General features: G+C 41.2%; 15 protein-coding genes. 13 read left to right on the forward strand and 2 right to left on the reverse strand.

Annotated features, from left to right (window positions below):
* Positions 1 to 69: 69 nt before the first annotated feature.
* The 7 genes from hflX to AC1DOK_RS02330 all read left to right on the forward strand — a co-directional run bounded on the left by hflX (position 70) and on the right by AC1DOK_RS02330 (position 7,428).
* Positions 70 to 1,359: a GTPase HflX gene (hflX, locus tag AC1DOK_RS02300; protein ID WP_477552597.1), complete on the forward strand. Its 1,290-nt coding sequence runs from the start codon at positions 70 to 72 to the stop codon at positions 1,357 to 1,359.
* Positions 1,360 to 1,375: 16 nt separating this feature from the next.
* On the forward strand, positions 1,376 to 2,629 hold the full coding sequence (locus AC1DOK_RS02305) for a methionine gamma-lyase family protein (protein WP_477552598.1): 1,254 nt from the start codon (positions 1,376 to 1,378) through the stop codon (positions 2,627 to 2,629).
* 178 nt (positions 2,630 to 2,807) lie between these two features.
* Entirely contained in the window at positions 2,808 to 3,218 is a 411-nt protein-coding gene (locus AC1DOK_RS02310; RefSeq protein ID WP_477552599.1) for a MerR family transcriptional regulator, read from the forward strand.
* A gap of 232 nt (positions 3,219 to 3,450) precedes the next feature.
* Positions 3,451 to 4,779 (forward strand): type I glutamate--ammonia ligase, encoded by a 1,329-nt coding sequence (gene glnA / locus AC1DOK_RS02315; protein ID WP_477552600.1) that lies wholly within the window; start codon positions 3,451 to 3,453, stop codon positions 4,777 to 4,779.
* Positions 4,780 to 4,903: 124 nt separating this feature from the next.
* Positions 4,904 to 5,449 (forward strand): glutathione peroxidase, encoded by a 546-nt coding sequence (locus tag AC1DOK_RS02320; RefSeq protein ID WP_477552601.1) that lies wholly within the window; start codon positions 4,904 to 4,906, stop codon positions 5,447 to 5,449.
* A gap of 85 nt (positions 5,450 to 5,534) precedes the next feature.
* Positions 5,535 to 6,017, forward strand: a complete 483-nt coding sequence (locus tag AC1DOK_RS02325) for a CYTH domain-containing protein (protein ID WP_477552602.1) — start codon at positions 5,535 to 5,537, stop codon at positions 6,015 to 6,017.
* A gap of 13 nt (positions 6,018 to 6,030) precedes the next feature.
* Positions 6,031 to 7,428: an MATE family efflux transporter gene (locus AC1DOK_RS02330; RefSeq protein WP_477552603.1), complete on the forward strand. Its 1,398-nt coding sequence runs from the start codon at positions 6,031 to 6,033 to the stop codon at positions 7,426 to 7,428.
* Between the two features lie 163 nt (positions 7,429 to 7,591).
* Here AC1DOK_RS02330 and lexA read toward each other — a convergent pair whose 3' ends face one another.
* Positions 7,592 to 8,218 (reverse strand): transcriptional repressor LexA, encoded by a 627-nt coding sequence (lexA, locus tag AC1DOK_RS02335; RefSeq protein ID WP_477552604.1) that lies wholly within the window; start codon positions 8,216 to 8,218, stop codon positions 7,592 to 7,594.
* 146 nt (positions 8,219 to 8,364) lie between these two features.
* Here lexA and AC1DOK_RS02340 point away from each other — a divergent pair, with 146 nt between their 5' ends.
* The 3 genes from AC1DOK_RS02340 to AC1DOK_RS02350 all read left to right on the forward strand — a co-directional run bounded on the left by AC1DOK_RS02340 (position 8,365) and on the right by AC1DOK_RS02350 (position 10,083).
* Positions 8,365 to 8,802 carry a LysM peptidoglycan-binding domain-containing protein gene (locus tag AC1DOK_RS02340; protein ID WP_477552605.1) on the forward strand — a complete coding sequence of 146 codons (438 nt, stop codon included), beginning with the start codon at positions 8,365 to 8,367 and terminating at the stop codon, positions 8,800 to 8,802.
* 272 nt (positions 8,803 to 9,074) lie between these two features.
* A complete protein-coding gene (locus AC1DOK_RS02345) occupies positions 9,075 to 9,296 on the forward strand; it encodes a DUF896 domain-containing protein (RefSeq protein ID WP_477552606.1) in 222 nt (73 codons plus the stop codon).
* On the forward strand, positions 9,286 to 10,083 hold the full coding sequence (locus AC1DOK_RS02350; RefSeq protein WP_477552607.1) for an HAD family hydrolase: 798 nt from the start codon (positions 9,286 to 9,288) through the stop codon (positions 10,081 to 10,083). Before AC1DOK_RS02345 ends, AC1DOK_RS02350 begins: the two co-directional genes overlap by 11 nt.
* A 102-nt stretch (positions 10,084 to 10,185) precedes the next feature.
* Here the strand turns inward: AC1DOK_RS02350 and AC1DOK_RS02355 are convergent, their stop codons facing one another.
* Complete coding sequence (locus tag AC1DOK_RS02355) at positions 10,186 to 10,728, reverse strand: 1,2-dihydroxy-3-keto-5-methylthiopentene dioxygenase (protein WP_477552608.1); 543 nt, start codon at positions 10,726 to 10,728, stop codon at positions 10,186 to 10,188.
* 182 nt (positions 10,729 to 10,910) lie between these two features.
* Between AC1DOK_RS02355 and metH the strand changes: the two genes are divergently transcribed.
* The 3 genes from metH (at position 10,911) to AC1DOK_RS02370 (ending at position 15,655) form a co-directional block, all read left to right on the forward strand.
* The gene (gene metH / locus AC1DOK_RS02360) at positions 10,911 to 14,354 is read left to right on the forward strand and encodes a methionine synthase (protein WP_477552609.1); all 3,444 of its coding nucleotides are present in this window, start codon (positions 10,911 to 10,913) and stop codon (positions 14,352 to 14,354) included.
* Positions 14,355 to 14,431: 77 nt separating this feature from the next.
* Positions 14,432 to 15,358 (forward strand): ribonuclease Z, encoded by a 927-nt coding sequence (gene rnz / locus AC1DOK_RS02365; protein ID WP_477552610.1) that lies wholly within the window; start codon positions 14,432 to 14,434, stop codon positions 15,356 to 15,358.
* Positions 15,359 to 15,439: 81 nt separating this feature from the next.
* Positions 15,440 to 15,655, forward strand: a complete 216-nt coding sequence (locus AC1DOK_RS02370; RefSeq protein ID WP_477552611.1) for a hypothetical protein — start codon at positions 15,440 to 15,442, stop codon at positions 15,653 to 15,655.
* The last annotated feature ends 62 nt before the right edge of the window (positions 15,656 to 15,717 follow it).

Here is a 15,717-nt window from a genome sequence, read left to right on the forward strand (position 1 = left end):
ATACTCACTGTAGCTTTTACATAGAAAATTGTGCTTTATTGAAGCTGGATACATATTAGGGGTGAAGCTATGAAAGTGTCTGTGCATGATGTTACGATGGATATACAGACTCGCGCAGTACTGGTATCTTTGGTGACACAGCAAATGAAGAAGAGTGAAGCACTAGTAGCTTATTCACTTCAGGAATTGATTAAATTGGCCGAAACCGCAGGTGCTCTAGTACTAGACACGATGACGCAGAACAAGGAAACCAAGGATTCTAAATGGTTCATCGGCAAAGGCAAAGTGGAAGAATTGAGAGAGCGACTTGAGGCATTGGATGCAAACACGGCCATTTTTGATCAAGAGTTGTCTGGTGCACAGGTACGTAATTTGGAAGCTGCGCTAGATGTCAAAATCATTGATAGAACACAATTAATTCTAGATATATTCGCACAACGAGCAAGAACGAGGGAAGGGATCATTCAAGTTGAGCTTGCACAGTTAAGCTATTTATTACCTCGATTATCAGGTCAAGGGAAGAACTTATCTCGTCTTGGAGGCGGAATTGGGACTAGAGGTCCGGGTGAGGCTAAGCTCGAAACGGATCGTCGTCACATTCGCGGGCGTATATTGGATTTGAAGGCGCAGTTGAATGAGGTTGTGCGTCATCGTACGCTTCATCGTGCACGTCGTAAGAAGTCAGGGGCGTTCCAAGTTGCACTAGTAGGTTACACGAATGCAGGTAAATCAACCCTACTTAAACAGTTGACGGATGCTGATGTTTATATTGAGAATCAACTATTCGCTACACTTGATCCAACCTCAAGAGCTCTTGAGTTACCAAGCGGTAAAGAAATCATCATTACGGATACGGTTGGTTTTATTCAGAATTTACCACATTCACTCGTTGCAGCGTTTCGTGCTACTCTAGAGGAAGTATGTGAAGCTGATTTGATTCTGCATGTCGTTGACACCTCTTCTGAGATGCGAGCGGAGCAGATGAGAGTAGTAGATGGAGTGTTAGAACAGCTAGGAGCACACGGCAAAGAGCAATTAACCTTGTTTAACAAAATAGACCTGTGTATACCTAATGAAATCGCCTTGTTAACAGCTCCAGGTGATTATATAAGAATGTCTGCTTATTGTTTGGAAGATTTGGACAAACTGCGGCTTGCCATTCAAGAAAAGCTGATGGACAATCAACTTGTATTCTCCATTCCAGCTGAGCGTGGAGATTTAACTTCGCTTGTGTACCGAATTGGTGAAGTGCTAAGCAGTCGGGTAGAAAATGATGAAATGATTTATGAGATACGAATCAATAAGGATGATTACGCCAAGGTTGCGAACAAGCTTCGTGATTATGTGGTAGAGACTTAAGGAGTGGACGAATAATATGTTTTTTGATCCTAGAATTACAGAGTTAGCCGAACGTGCGGAAGACCGTGCACAACCGAGATTTCGTGAAATCGATCGATTAATTGATCATAATCAATGGAAGGTCATTGGTGCCTTTCAGAAGCATAAGGTCAGTGATTATCATTTTGCGGGTTCAACAGGGTATGGATATAACGATCGCGGTCGTGAGGTGCTTGATCTGGTGTATGCAGATGTGTTCGGTGCTGAAGCTGCACTTGTTCGGCCACATTTTGCTTCGGGGACGCATACGATCTCGACAGCGCTGTTCGGTGTGCTTCGCCCAGGGAATAAGCTATTATACATAACAGGTAAGCCTTATGATACGCTGCACAAAGTAATTGGCGAGCCTGGAGATGGCAAGGGCTCACTTGCTGATTTCGGTATTGCCTATGGAGAAGTTGAGCTTACCAATGAAGGTTTACCAGACTGGGACGAAATCCGAACTGCCTTGCAGGATTCAAGTGTGAAGGTCGTTGGTATTCAGCGCTCGCGTGGCTACGACTGGCGGCGTTCGTTCACAGTTGAACAAATCGGAGAAATGGTTCGATTTGTGAAAGAAATTAACCCGAATGTTGTCGTGTTCGTGGATAACTGCTACGGTGAATTTACAGAGGAGCTCGAGCCGCCACAAGTAGGCGTCGATTTAATTGCGGGTTCGCTGATCAAGAACCCGGGTGGTGGTATAGCCGCAACTGGCGGCTATATTGCTGGGCGGCGAGACCTCGTAGAGCTCGCCGCTTATCGTCACACCGCGCCGGGCATCGGCGGCGAGGTGGGGGCCATGCTGGGCGCGACGCACAGCATGTACCAGGGCTTGTTCCTTGCCCCGCATATGGTGGGGCAAGCTGTTAAGGGCGCGGTGCTCGCCGCTGCCCTATTCGAGGGGCTCGGCTTCGAGACGAGCCCAGCATGGAATGAGGTGCGTACCGACCTCATTCAAGCAATTCGCTTCACGAGCGCTGAGCATCTCATTACGTTCGTGCAAGGCATCCAGCAAGCATCCGCTGTAGATGCGCATGTAGTACCCGTGCCTTGGGATATGCCGGGATATGAGCATCCAGTTATTATGGCTGCTGGAACCTTTATTCAAGGTGGTTCACTAGAGCTGTCAGCTGATGCGCCTATTCGTGAGCCATATATTGCGTATATGCAGGGCGGTTTAACCTATGCTCACGCCAAGTTTGGTGTGTTAACTGCGCTTCAAAACATGATTAATAATCATTTATTGTGAACTTATCTAACATATTATTGACATCCTTCGACCTAAGATATTACAATGTTAAATAGGGTAACAAGAAAAAACTTCTGAATCTAGTGTGAAGGAAGCATTTTCTTGAAGTTATCAAGCATTTTCGGAGTATAGAATCTATAAAATCTTGATAATCTAATAAACACGGGAGTGATTACTTTTGAGCGATGAGTTCCGCAGAAATATGGCACTCTTTCCGATTGGAATAGTAATGAAGTTGACAGACTTAACAGCACGTCAAATTCGCTATTACGAGCAAAATGAACTTGTTTTCCCAGTACGAACGTCAGGTAATCAGAGATTATATTCCTTCAACGACGTTACGAATCTTCTCCGAATTAAAGAATTGTTGGAGAAAGGTGTTAATATCGCTGGGATTAAACAAATGTTTACGACAGATAATCAGGATTCTGAACAGGGTACTGTTCTAGATGAACAAACCGAAGAAAAACGGAAAGAGCTAACTGAATTACAGTTGCGAAGCTTGCTTAAGCAGCAATTACTAGGTGCTAAACGCCCTGGTCAAGTGTCGCTTATTCAAGGCGAGTTGTCACGCTTTTATTCAAATTAAACAATTTCTAAATTAATTGAATAGGGTTTTCTTTTTGTGACAACATGATGTGAAATTTGTTCACATAGTGAAGCCGAGCGACCTATATATGATTATTTTTAATGTTTTCTTTCTATTTGAAGTATGATCAGGTTGCAGCTTGTCTGTAACTTAATTAAGTACATAAAAAACAAAAAGTGCGAGGTAGGCGCCTAGCTTACAATTACACCAAACATGTAGGAGGCAATCTGAAGTGAGTTACTCAAAAGAAGACATTCTTAGAATTGCGAAAGAAGAAAATGTAAGGTTTATTCGACTGCAGTTTACCGATTTACTAGGAACAATTAAGAACGTTGAGATTCCACTAAGTCAACTAGAGAAAGCCCTCGATAACAAAATGATGTTTGACGGGTCTTCAATTGAAGGTTATGTACGTATTGAAGAATCTGACATGTACTTATATCCTGACTTAAGCACTTGGGTTATTTTCCCTTGGGTTATGGAAAGTAAAGTTGCTAGATTAATCTGTGATGTTTATTTACCTAATGGTAATCCATTCCCTGGAGATCCTCGTGGAGTACTCAAAAGAGTTCTGAAAGAAGCAGAAGAAATGGGCTACTCAGCAATGAAAGTTGGTCCAGAACCAGAATTCTTCTTGTTTAAAACGGATGAGAAGGGTAACCCTACGCTTGAGCTTAATGACCAAGCTGGATACTTCGATCTAGCACCTACAGATCTTGGAGAAAATTGTCGTAGAGATATTGTTTTAACTTTAGAAGAAATGGGCTTTGAAATCGAAGCATCTCACCATGAGAATGCACCAGGTCAACATGAAATTGACTTCAAATATGCAGATGCAATTAAAGCTGCAGATCAAATTCAAACATTTAAATTAGTTGTCAAAACGATAGCTCGTCAACATGGTCTACATGCTACTTTCATGCCTAAGCCGATCTTCGGTGTAGCAGGTTCCGGTATGCATTGTCACCAATCGCTATTCAGTGGTAAAGACAACGTATTCTACGATGAGTCGGATAAGCTAGGTCTTAGTGAAACTGCTCGTCAGTATATGGCTGGTATGCTGTTCCATGCAAGAGCTTTTGCAGCTATTACAAATCCGACTGTTAACTCATATAAACGTCTTGTTCCTGGTTATGAAGCGCCTTGCTACGTTGCTTGGTCAGCATCAAACCGTTCGCCTATGATTCGTATTCCTTCGTCACGTGGTATAAGTACTCGTATTGAAGCTAGAAATCCCGATCCTGCAGCGAACCCATATCTTGCACTTGCTGTAATGCTTAAAGCAGGTCTTGATGGAATTAAGAAGCAAATGGTGCTTTCGGCTCCAACGGATCGCAACATTTATGTAATGACAGAAGAAGAAAGATATGCTGATGGAATTCCGAGCTTACCAGAAAACTTGAAAGAAGCTGTTGATGAACTTCGTAAGAGCGAAGTAATCTCTGAAGCACTTGGTGATCATGCACTAATTCATTTCTGCGAGCTTAAAGAAATTGAGTGGGATATGTTCCGTACACAAGTTCACGCTTGGGAACGCGAGCAATACATGACCACATTCTAATTACACAGCCCCTTGGCGCTCTAGGCGTTGAGGGTTTTTTATTCTCAGAATATGATACAATCTTACTATCAGATGAATGTATGATATAATAGTTTGCAATAATCAACTTGTGAGGTGCTACAAAATGGGAGTATATCAGTTTGCAGTAAACAATATTCGCGGAACTAAGATTAGCCTAGAAGAATTTAAAGGCAAAGTCATACTGATTGTTAATACAGCTAGTAAATGTGGCTTTACGCCTCAATATGCTGACTTACAGAAGTTATATGAGAAATATAAGGAGCAAGGACTTGTTCTATTGGGATTTCCATGTAATCAATTTGGTGAACAGGAGCCTGATTCGAACGAGGCGGTTGATGCATTTTGCCAATTAAACTATGGTGTGACTTTCCCTTTATTTGAAAAAATTGAAGTAAGAGGGTCTGATAAGCATCCCTTGTTTACATACTTAACGGAGCAAGCGCCTTTTGAAGGCTTTGATTTATCAAACCCAACTTCGAAGATGCTCAAAGCGATCTTAGAAGAGAAGTTCCCAGAAATTCTCGAAGGTAATGACGTGAAATGGAATTTCACTAAGTTTCTGATTAACCGTGAAGGTGATGTTGTCAAACGTTTTGAGTCATCAGTTTCTCCATTTGATTTAGAGTTAGATGTAGAAGCATTATTATAATTCATAAAGACGCTCCTTAATTTGATTATTTAGGGGGCGTCTCTTATTATTGAATTGTAACTAAGATGAGCTTGGAGGACAGAGTATGAACCAAGAAATAGAACGAAAATTTTTAGTACCAAACAAACCTAATGATTTAGAAATACTAAAAAAACAAGAAATTGAACAAACCTATCTAGCCCATAATGATACGGAGTCGATTCGTGTCCGCAGGATTGATCAGTCTAAATATACGATGACCTTCAAATCGGGTAGGGGATTAGTACGTGATGAGGTTGAATTTGCTATCAATGAAACGACGTACAATCAGCTCCTAAAGAACAGCCAATTGATTGCTCTTCGCAAAACAAGATTCAAAGTCCTGATCGATCACAATAAATTCGATTTGGATGTTTATCACAATACAAAAGAGTTAAACCTGATGACGATAGAAATTGAATTCGCAAGTGAAGAGGTCGCTGCACAATTTGCCCCGCCTACATGGTTTGGAAAAGAAGTTACTGGAGAGGCTGGATACATAAACCAGAACCTATGGGTAGAAATTCAAGATCACAAAACACTAAACTAAAAGATGTGATAATATGCTGAGTCATGCTAGCGTGGCTGTCAAACATAAAACGGTATGGCTGCTGAATAAATACTTTACTGGGGAGTCAATTGATTACAAGCAAATAATAGCCATTATTATCCCGATTCTAGTCGATCAAGCTTTCATCGTGTGTATGAGTATTCTTAATACAGCTATGATTAGCTCTTCTGGTGTTGCAGCGGTAAGTGCGGTGAGTATGGTCGACTCCTTGAATATATTCTTAATTAACGTATTCATTGCGGTTGCAACCGGTGGTACAGTAATAGTCGCACAATATAAAGGAAACGGTAATCAGAAGATGATGTCGAACGCTGCTGGCCAAGCTGTTTCAGCGGTCACGCTATTATCTGTGATAATTAGTTTGCTTGTGTTCGTCTTTCATGCACCAATCTTAAATTTGCTATTTGGTAATGCAGAGGTAGAAGTGTTTCAGAATGCTAAAGTCTACCTAATTGGTAGTTGTATTTCTTATCCATTGATAGCCCTATTTCAAGCTGTGAGCGGTGTACTCCGAGGTGCAGCTGAAACGAAAGCCTGCTTGGGACTATCTTTAATTATGAATCTGACCTTTTTGGGATTAAATATACTTTTTATAACTGTACTCGATATGGGCGTTCTGGGGCTTGTCATTTCAATGACACTATCAAGGGTATTAGGTGCGGCAACGTCCGTCATTTATTTGTTAAAATACAATCACACGCTAAGAGTTCGTATCAAGAGTGCTTTGAAGTTAGATTTTGCGATTCAAAAAAAGATTATGTTTATTGGGGTTCCATTTGCTGCTGAGCAGATGTTCTTCAATGGAGGGAAGCTATTAACACAAACCTTCATCGTTCAACTAGGGACAATGGCCATGACAGTCAGTGCGATCAGTGGTTCCATAGCCATGCTATTTCAAGTTGTGGCAAGTGCATTTAGCATTTCTGTCGTAACAGTTGTTGGACAATGCATGGGGAGAGGGAATGTGAAGGACGCCCGTAAATTTATTAAATCATTTCTTGGTCTGTCTTCGATATGCTTTGTCATCATAGGTGCTGTACTCATGCCTTTATTCCCGTTCTTGGTAGGCTTGTTCTCTCCACCAGATGAAATAGTCCCAACGATTTATACAATCATATTGATTACAGCTATTGCACAACCATTCCTGTGGTCAATTAGCTTTATCACGCCATCTGCTTTACGAGCAGCAGGGGATTCTAACTTTACCTCGATAACCTCTTTGCTTACGATGTGGCTATTCCGAGTCGTACTTGGTTACATTCTAGGGATTACATTAGGATATGGGATTATCGGCGTATGGGTAGCAATGGTTGCGGAGTGGGGTATACGTGGATTGATCTTCATGTTAAGGTTCAAAGGAGATAAGTGGCATAGACACAAGCTAATATAATCGCTTAATGTTGTTTTGTCGCTTACTGGAGTTTCGGATAATAAAAAAGATAAGAAAACGGCTGTCCAGATTAACTCTGTGACAGCCGTTTATTGTTTAATTATGGATCTTAATGATGGAGAATTTTATTGATGAATCTTGATGAAGGATTATTATTGAAGGATCAATGAAAATCTCTAAATAATCCAATGACCTTACCTAGAATCGTCACATTCCGTAGACGGATTGGCTCAAGAGCTGAGTTCTCAGGTTGTAAGCGAATGTGATCCTTCTCTTTGTAGAATGTTTTCACTGTAGCTTCATCATCCTCTGTCATGGCAACGACGATATCACCATTATCAGCCGATTGCTGTTGACGTACAATGACATAATCTCCGTTATTAATACCCACTTCGATCATCGAATCTCCAAGGACACTAAGCATGAATACTTTATCATCCTTGACGTAATGGTTCGGTAATGGGAAGTAATCTTCAATGTTCTCCGTTGCGGTTATTGGTACACCAGCAGTGACTTTACCAATTAAAGGCACACGTGATACAGATAAATTGAAATTCTCTGCACCCTTCGAACTTCCATCAGTTAAAATCTCAATTGCTCTAGGTTTAGTTGGATCTCGTCTAATTAACCCTTTCTTCTCAAGACGATCCAAATGTCCATGTACAGTAGAAGATGATGCAAGGCCGACAGCTTCGCCAATTTCACGAACAGATGGTGGATAGCCCTTGGATCTGACTTCAGTTTTAATAAAATCGAGAATGGCTAATTGGCGCTGTGACACTTTGCTCACGGGGTAGCCCTCCAGTATGTAATCATTTTCTAAAAGTATAACATAGAACCCAAGTTCGTACAAACATAAGTTCGAATATTTGATTGACACAAACAAATGTTCGTGTTAAATTACGAATAGAACAAATGTTTGGGTGGTGGAAAATGATGTATTTATCATGTCATGAGGACTATACATCGGGTTCTATGAAGAGAACCGTTAATCGAACTGTTAATTCATTGCAAGTAATTCAACAGAAGGTACAGCATCATAAGAAGCAAGGTAGATTCGTAATGCGAACAATGACACTTGTTATGCTGCTTAGTATTGCGATTCTGTTTGGGGCAATTGTCCATGTTTATGCATCGCAAGAACCAAGTCAAGATCGATACTCACAGACACATTCCTCCAATAATGCGAACTCGAACTCGTATTCAGATACATTAACTGTTGTTGTATACAGTGGTGATACGTTATGGTCAATCGCTGCAGAACATGCACCAAGTCAGATGGATAAGCGAACGTATATTAAGAAGCTCGTTGCAACGAACAACTTAACCTCCAACAACATACAAGAAGGACAAGTTCTTGAATTACCTAGATGATGACTATTTAAGCAAGACTAATGAGATGAGTAATGTTCGATTGAAACTATACAATAATGATTTATTACTCGACTGAAACAATGGGATATTTACTTTTTAAATGAAACAATAAGATAAGTAGTGTACATATGAAGGTTTTTATACTATTATTTGAATGATCCAATAAATCTAAATTCATAGTTCTCGAACTTGACAATGGCTTGTCTGAATGGCAAAGTATTAGTGATAATTACAACTAATGAACGGTCATTCAGGGAGGTTCAATCAACCAGATGCAAAAAACAATTGATCGCATTAATGAATTAGCACGTAAAGCGAAACTAGGAACCTTAACAGAGGAAGAAGTTGCTGAACGCGCTGAACTTCGCAAGAAGTATATTCGATCTGTCACAGGTCAAGTTAAGAATCATCTTGAGAATATCAAGTATGTGGATAAAGATGGGAATGTAATTCCAGAATCTGAATCGAAGGGAGAGCAAGGCAATGACAATTAAAGCTATTTTATTTGATTTAGATGATACGCTGTTGTGGGACGACAGAAGCGTACAAGAAGCGTTTCGTGTAACCTGTGAAGAGGCAGCTAAACAAGTAGCTGTTGATCCAGAGGAGCTTGAGCAGGCAGTTCGTAAAGAAGCTAGAGCGTTATATCAGACTTATGAGACATTCCCGTTTACGAAGAATATTGGGATCAATCCTTTTGAAGCCTTATGGGCGAATTTTACTGGCGGTGCAGATGAGAATTTCAGAAAGTTGCAAGCACTTGCTCCTACATACCGTACTGAAGCTTGGACACGTGGTCTGAAAGCTCTAGGTATTGATAATTCTGCTCTTGGGTATGAGCTTGGTGAGTTATTCCCAGTTGAACGTCGGAACCGTCCATACGTATATGAAGAAACATTTGCTGTGTTGAAGCAATTGAAAGAGGAATATACGTTACTTATGTTAACGAACGGAGCGCCAGATCTTCAACAGGAGAAAATTGATGGCGTACCTGAGCTAGCTGCCTATTTTGATCATATTGTTATATCAGGTGATTTCGGTAAAGGTAAACCTGATGAGTCTATTTTTGAATATGCGATGTCACTTCTGAACATTCACGCGAGTGAAGGCGTAATGATTGGGGATAAACTGACGACAGATATTCTTGGCTCTAACCGTGTTGGTATGCCTAATATGTGGATTAACCGTCGTGGACTTTCGCAAACAGGGGAGATTGTACCTCGATATGAAATTCAGGATCTAACACAAATACAAGAAATCATTCTACGCGATCAGCTATAATTTAGTTTATTCAGAATTAATAGGCTGTTCCTTGAGTCAGAAGACTTGAGGGACAGCCTCACTTATTGTTAAGAAACTTTTTTAAATAATGTAATAATAATTTTAGGCAGTTACGAAATCAGGATCATCATAAGGTTGTGCGATCCAGCCTTCGGTTTCAATAAACAAACGAATAGCAACAATCTGACGTGATTCCATTAGGGTGAAGAAATGTGGGATTCGCTCTGGAACTGAGATCAGATCACCAGCTTCGAGTTCAACATCAAAGTAACCAATGTCTTCTGGTCCTTTAATAACAAAAATCCCTTGACCTGAAGCGATAGCACGGACTTCATCTTCTGTATGTGTATGCACTTGCTCGAATTTCTGAAGTAGCTCTTCAATGTTCGGTGTTGCATCAGATAGAGCGATAACATCCCAAGTCCGATAACCACGTCTACCTGCAATGCTGTGGATTTCATCATTAAAGGTTACTAATATTTCTGTTTTTTCTTCATCTGTAAGGACGAATTTATTGTGCAAATGCTGTGGCAGTTTGTTAGGATCCCAATGCTCATAAAGTACGGTCTGGGCTTCTAGGAATGCTTTAACATTCTCCTCACCAGTAATGCGTTCACCTGTGTTACGTATACGTATCTCTGCCATTCTAATCCCTCTCTTTTCCAATGTGATAATAAGAATTTAATTATAACCATTATTATAGTGGAAATTGTTACCGATGTATAGAATGTAGCACGCGATATTCTTTTCATAATGCGTCTATTCTGTTAAACTAATAATCAATTTTAAGAATAGTCGGATGTTTACGAGAAAAAAGGAGAAACGATATGGGGAAACCTACTATTCAAGAGCAGTTAGCTAAGAAGATTCTGATCTTAGACGGTGCTATGGGCACAATGATTCAACAAGAAGATTTAACGGGTGAAGATTTCGGTGGTGAGGAGCTTGATGGATGTAACGAAATGCTCGTACTCACGAGACCTGACGTCATCTCCAAAATTCATGAGCTCTATTTAGCTGCTGGAGCAGATATGATTGAAACCAATACTTTTGGAGCTACTAGTGTTGTTCTTGCTGAATATGATTTGCAGGATCGCACACGTGAAATAAATTTAGAAGCTGCAAGACTCGCAATTGATGCTGTTAATAAATATTCTACACCTGAATGGCCACGATATGCGATTGGTGCGATGGGGCCCACAACCAAAACGCTTGCTGTAACAGGTGGAGTTACATTCGAACAGCTTGAAGAAAGCTACTATGAGCAGGCTGTGGCATTAATGGAAGCTGGTGTTGATGCATTATTGCTAGAAACATCTCAAGATACATTAAATGTGAAAGCTGGTTCAATTGGAATTAGACGAGCTTTTGCAGAATTAAAGCGTGAATTACCGATTATGATCTCAGGTACGATTGAGCCGATGGGAACTACACTTGCAGGACAGAACATTGAGTCATTCTATGTTTCACTAGAACATCTTAAACCAATTTCAGTTGGTCTTAACTGTGCAACAGGACCTGAGTTTATGCGTGATCATATCCGTAGCTTATCGCAAATTGCGGATACATCGATATCCTGTTATCCCAATGCGGGCTTACCAGATGAGAACGGACATTACCATGAATCCCCGGATTCTCTTGCTATGAAGATGACGGCGTTTGCTGAGCAGGGCTGGTTAAACATTGCTGGCGGCTGTTGTGGTACAACACCTGAGCATATCTCTGCTTTAGTTAAATCATTATCCAAGTTTCCTCCAAGACAGCTTGCAGGATCGCATCCTCCAGCTGTATCTGGTATCGAAACTGTGTACATTGAATCAGAAAACCGTCCGTACATGGTTGGAGAGCGTACAAACGTATTAGGCTCTCGTAAATTCAAACGTCTGATTGCCGAAGGTAAGTTTGAAGAAGCATCTGAAGTTGCACGTGCCCAAGTTAAAGGAGGAGCGCATGTAATAGACGTTTGTTTACAAGATCCTGACCGTGATGAAATTGAGGATGTTGAACAATTCCTGAAGCTAGTTGTGAAGAAGGTAAAAGTTCCTCTCATGCTCGATTCAACGGATTCTCGTGTCATTGAGCTTGGGCTTAAATATTCGCAAGGTAAAGCGATAATTAACTCCATTAATCTTGAAGATGGTGAAGAGAAGTTCGAGCATGTTGTTCCCCTAATTCATAAATATGGAGCGGCTGCAGTAGTTGGTACAATTGATGAACGTGGTCAAGCGATTACGGCTACCGATAAATTGGAAGTGGCTCAGCGTTCACGTGACTTGCTGGTGAATAAATATGGCATGAATGCATCTGATATTATTTTTGACCCACTCGTGTTTCCTGTTGGAACAGGAGATCAACAATATATAGGCTCCGCTAAGGAAACAATTGAAGGTATTCGCTTAATTAAAGAAGCTATGCCAGAGTGCCAGACAATTCTTGGATTGTCTAACGTATCATTTGGTTTGCCTGAAGCTGGACGTGAAGTACTTAATGCCGTTTATTTATATCATTGTACGAAGGCTGGACTCGATTATGCGATTGTCAACACAGAGAAGCTGGAACGCTATGCTTCCATTCCTGAAGAAGAGCGTAGATTGTCCGAGCAGCTCATTTATGAAACGAACGATGATACACTAGCAGCGTTTGTAGCGCATTTCCGTGTGAAGAAAGTTGAGAAGAAGGAAAAGATTTCGAATCTAACACTTGAGGAGCGCTTGGCTTCTTATGTGGTGGAAGGTACGAAAGAAGGACTTATTCCGGATCTTCAAGAGGCTTTGACGAAATATTCTGCACTAGAAGTAATTAACGGACCGCTGATGCAAGGTATGTCGGAAGTTGGTCGTTTATTTAATAATAACGAGTTAATCGTAGCTGAGGTTCTACAGAGCGCAGAAGTGATGAAAGCATCTGTTGCTCATTTAGAACAGTTCATGGAGAAGAATGAATCCGCGGTCAAGGGCAAGATTCTGCTTGCGACAGTTAAAGGTGACGTTCATGATATTGGTAAGAACCTGGTAGAAATCATACTCGCTAACAATGGTTATGAGATTGTTAACTTAGGGATTAAAGTGCCACCTGAACAGTTAATCGAGGCATATCATCGGGAAAAGCCAGATGCCATTGGTCTGTCCGGACTTCTAGTTAAATCAGCCCAACAGATGGTTGTAACTGCACAGGATATGCGGAATGCTGGAATCGACGTCCCAATCATGGTAGGTGGTGCAGCATTAACACGTAAGTTCACGAAGAACCGCATCCAGCCTGAGTATGAAGGACTCGTACTCTATGCCAAAGATGCGATGAATGGACTTGATATCGCTAATCAAATAAGCGACCCTGAACAACGTGCGCGGCTAGTACAGGAGCTTCGTGATAATATTGATTCCGATGTGATGGAATCAGGTAAACCTGCACCAATTGTTACTAAGGCTCCGCTTAATGTGACCTCTAATGTACGCAAGGACGGTCCAATTATGACGCCACCTGATTTAGAACGTCATGTACTTCGTGATTATCCAATAAGTCATTTGCTTCCTTATGTGAATATGCAAATGTTACTTGGGCATCATCTAGGGCTTAAAGGTAAAGTTGAGAAGCTAATTTCCGAAGGAGATGCGAAGGCAATCGGCTTGAAGGAAACGGTAGATGGTATTCTCACCGAGGCTCAGCAAACAGGTATTATTCGGGCTAGTGGTATGTATAGGTTCTTCCCAGCACAATCGCGTGGTGATGATGTGCTTGTATATGATCCAGAAGATCAGACTCGCATCCTACATACGTTTAACTTCCCACGCCAAGATGTAGAGCCTTACCTATGCTTAGCTGATTATATACGCTCAGTAGATAGTGGTGAAATGGATTACATTGGTTTCCTAATCGTTACTGCGGGAGAGGGTGTATCTGATCTAGCTAGAGTATGGCGTGAGAGTGGAGATTATCTACGTTCACATGCCTTACAATCTACTGCACTTGAGGTTGCAGAGGCGTTCGCTGAACGAATTCACCACATTATGCGTGATGTGTGGGGGATCGCAGATCATGCCCAAATGACGATGCAGGAACGATTCAGTGCTAAGTATATCGGGCAACGCTTCTCGTTTGGTTACCCAGCGTGTCCGAATCTAGAAGATCAGGAACCATTATTTGCGTTAATGAAGCCTCAGGATATTGGAATTGATCTAACGGAAGGCTTCATGATGGAGCCTGAAGCGTCTGTATCTGCTATTGTGTTTGCACATCCAGAAGCGCGTTATTTTAACGTGAACAAAGTATAATAGAAATTGGCAATAATGATAAGCGCAGGGATTCCTGCGCTTTACTGCCTTTAAGTAAGGTATAGGAGGAGTTTATAGTGGAGCTATATTTCTTAGGAACAGGTGCAGGGGTACCATCGAAGGAACGGAATGTGACGTCCATAGCACTTAACTTACTTGCGGAGCTAGGTGTATATTGGCTGTTCGACTGCGGCGAGGGTACACAGCATCAAATACTTCGAACTCCGGTTAAGTTGAGTAAAACCAATAAAATCTTTATCACACATTTACATGGTGATCATATATACGGTTTACCTGGTCTCTTGTCTTCACGTTCTTATCAAGGTGGAGAGTCGCCGTTAACGGTTTATGGACCACCAGGAATTGCTGCATTTATTAAGCAATCCATTGAGATCAGTGGTTCGCATCTAAATTATGATTTACAGATTGAAGAGATTACGAAAGAAGGAATTATTACTACACAAGACGGGTATACTGTCGAAGCCAGAAGACTGGTACATCGTGGGGAATGCTTCGGTTATCGAGTTACGGAGCCTGATCAGCCAGGGACGTTGCAGGTTGAGAAGCTCAAGGCATCTCAAATTAAACCGGGTCCAATCTATGCTCAAATTAAGCAGGGTGGTCTAATTACTCTACCTGATGGACGTACAATTAGGGGAGAAGATTATGTTGGACCTACGATCCACGGACGTATTGTCGCCATAATGGGAGATACGAAGCCGTGTGATTCTGCAGTTAGGCTTGCACAGAATGCTCGAGTGCTGGTTCATGAAGCTACTTTTGCGGCCTCGCATACTGAACATGCGAACGATTATGGTCATTCAACATCGGAGCAAGCTGCTCAAATTGCTCAGACTGCAGGGGTTCGAACGCTGATCTTAACTCATGTTTCTTCGCGTTATCAATCTGATGATGTGACATCACTTCTTGCTGAAGCTAAGGTAATTCATTCAGATACCTACATTGCTTCTGATTTTTGGTCGTATGATATTGTACATAAATGAAATTTATGATTAATTTGCCATGATTAAGGTAAAAATAGTGGGGGATAGCAAAGCAAATCAACATCCGATGAGGTGAACAGCATGAAATTTAATAGTCAGGATATCGCTGTCATTGAATATGCACTTCAATCCGCACTCCAAAATGAAAAATCAAAGGTTAGGATTGCTGAACTCCGCGAGGTGTTGGATAAGCTTCGTGAAAACGCATGGATTGCCTTACAAGTGAATGCAGATTCAGAAACTTCCGATGATGAGAAATTGCGGTATGACTACGATGATTTAGTAGAGTCTATATAGGGAAATACAGCTAACTTTTCCCGGGAAAGCGCAGGAACCGACATGACGTCGGTTCCTTTATT

This window comes from Paenibacillus sp. P5_B5 (assembly GCF_056400365.1).

Coding starts and splice junctions, on each gene's coding strand:
- hflX (WP_477552597.1), top strand. CDS start 70: ATGAAAGTGTCTGTGCATGATGTTACGATGGATATACAGACTCGCGCA.
- AC1DOK_RS02330 (WP_477552603.1), top strand. CDS start 6,031: ATGCTGAGTCATGCTAGCGTGGCTGTCAAACATAAAACGGTATGGCTG.
- AC1DOK_RS02370 (WP_477552611.1), top strand. CDS start 15,440: ATGAAATTTAATAGTCAGGATATCGCTGTCATTGAATATGCACTTCAA.
- AC1DOK_RS02320 (WP_477552601.1), top strand. CDS start 4,904: ATGGGAGTATATCAGTTTGCAGTAAACAATATTCGCGGAACTAAGATT.
- AC1DOK_RS02305 (WP_477552598.1), top strand. CDS start 1,376: ATGTTTTTTGATCCTAGAATTACAGAGTTAGCCGAACGTGCGGAAGAC.
- AC1DOK_RS02355 (WP_477552608.1), bottom strand. CDS start 10,728: ATGGCAGAGATACGTATACGTAACACAGGTGAACGCATTACTGGTGAG.
- AC1DOK_RS02325 (WP_477552602.1), top strand. CDS start 5,535: ATGAACCAAGAAATAGAACGAAAATTTTTAGTACCAAACAAACCTAAT.
- AC1DOK_RS02350 (WP_477552607.1), top strand. CDS start 9,286: ATGACAATTAAAGCTATTTTATTTGATTTAGATGATACGCTGTTGTGG.
- AC1DOK_RS02340 (WP_477552605.1), top strand. CDS start 8,365: ATGTATTTATCATGTCATGAGGACTATACATCGGGTTCTATGAAGAGA.
- metH (WP_477552609.1), top strand. CDS start 10,911: ATGGGGAAACCTACTATTCAAGAGCAGTTAGCTAAGAAGATTCTGATC.
- AC1DOK_RS02345 (WP_477552606.1), top strand. CDS start 9,075: ATGCAAAAAACAATTGATCGCATTAATGAATTAGCACGTAAAGCGAAA.